General features: G+C 71.0%; 2 protein-coding genes. Both read right to left on the minus strand.

What is annotated here, in order from left to right:
• Positions 1-48 precede the first annotated feature (48 nt).
• Positions 49-612, minus strand: a complete 564-nt coding sequence (locus ACFV4N_RS43655) for a YceI family protein (protein ID WP_499678587.1) — start codon at positions 610-612, stop codon at positions 49-51.
• Entirely contained in the window at positions 609-1,379 is a 771-nt protein-coding gene (locus ACFV4N_RS43660; protein WP_499678588.1) for an SDR family NAD(P)-dependent oxidoreductase, read from the minus strand. The genes ACFV4N_RS43655 and ACFV4N_RS43660 overlap by 4 nt, the downstream gene beginning before the upstream one ends.
• Positions 1,380-1,517: the final 138 nt, after the last annotated feature.

A 1,517-nucleotide genomic window follows, 5' to 3' on the forward strand; every position in this document is an offset into this window, starting at 1 on the left:
TAAAACTAAACCTCACGGTCGACGACTGCCCGGCCCGGCCCCCGCGGCTCAGGGGCCCTCGGCCCGGAACACCTCGGCGGGGCGGACCACCTGCACGTCGAGCCTCAACCGCACCTTCGTCCCCAGCACGGCGGCGCTGTCGCCGACCCGGCCGCCGATGACGATGCCCAGGTCCCGCCTGCGCAGCTCGCCGACGGCGATCAGCCTGCCCCTCAGGTCGCCGTGCCGGTCCCGGGCGGTGGCGCCCCAGGTGACCCGCAGTCCGATCGGGGCGGCGGTTTCGGCAATCCGCAGCTCCCCGGTGGTGAACCAGTGCGGACCGACCGGGGTCGCGGTGAGCGAGCGGTAGGTCACCGTGGGGAAGCGCTCGACGTCGAAGAACCGCTCGGAGCGGATGAAGTCGTCGCGCAGCGGGTTGCCGGTGTCGACGCCGGCCAGGTCCAGCTCGGCGCTCGCGTGCGCGGTGCGGCCGTCCTCGGCCAGCACGATCTCCCCGGCGCGCACCGGGACCAGGCCGTTGACCACGCGGAAGGTCAGGTGGCGGACGGTGAAGCCCAGCTTGCTGCGCGCGGGGTCCACCACCCACTTCCCCGGCGGGATCAGGCCGGTCACGAGCGGGCCGCCTCGGTCGGGGCGCCGGCGGACGCCACGCCCTCCATGACCGATCGCACCACGCCGCGCGGGGCCAGCCGGGCGAACGCGGCGGCCGCCTTGTTCCGCCCGCCGGGGATGCACAGCGGCTTGCCGGCCACGAGCGCGCCCAGCGCCTCGCGCACCACCTGCCGGGGGTGCTGGATGCGGGGTCCGTCCGCGCCGGGCGCGGTGAAGCCGGGCAGCAGCGCCGTCACGTGCACGCCGTGCTCGGCGACCTCCATGTGCACGCCCTGGCTGAAGTTGGTCACGAACGCGTACCCCGCGCAGTAGGTCGCGCTGTACGGGGTGGGTGCCTCACCGGCGATCGAGGACACGTTGACCACCCCGCCCCTCCCCCGCACCACCATGGGCCCGAGAGCGCTGTGGGTCAGCCGGACCAACGCCATCACGTTCAATTCGAGCTGTCTGATTTCACCGTTGAGCGGCAATTGGGCGAACGGCCCCGTGGTCAACGCGCCGGCGTTGTTGACCAACAGGTCGACGGGCCTCTCGGGATCGGCCAACCTTTCTTGGACAGTCGTCAAAGCGTCGGGGTCCGTGAGATCGGCCGGCAACACCTCGACCTCGACCTGGAAACGCTCCCGCAATTCGCCGGCCAGGTTCTCCAACAACTCGACCCGGCGTGCCACCAAGACGAGGGACGTACCCGCCTCGGCCAACTCCGCGGCGAAGTACGTGCCGATTCCCTTCGACGCGCCGGTCACGAGAGCGGTTCTGTACCTCATGGACGACCCCATCCCGTCGCACTGGTTCCCGCCGACGAGCGTAGAGAGCCGGTGCCCCCTTGTCGTCAACAGGTGTTGAACCGCGGGCCGAAACGGATCAACATTTCACGGAAACGGGCCTCCACAGGTGTGCAGGGA

It is taken from the genome of Actinosynnema sp. NPDC059797, from assembly GCF_042732085.1.
Classification (GTDB): Bacteria; Actinomycetota; Actinomycetes; order Mycobacteriales; family Pseudonocardiaceae; genus Actinosynnema.

What these genes read in the sequence shown, in the direction of transcription:
- ACFV4N_RS43660 (WP_499678588.1), bottom strand. Translation starts at nt 1,379, where the DNA reads ATGAGGTACAGAACCGCTCTCGTGACCGGCGCGTCGAAGGGAATCGGC.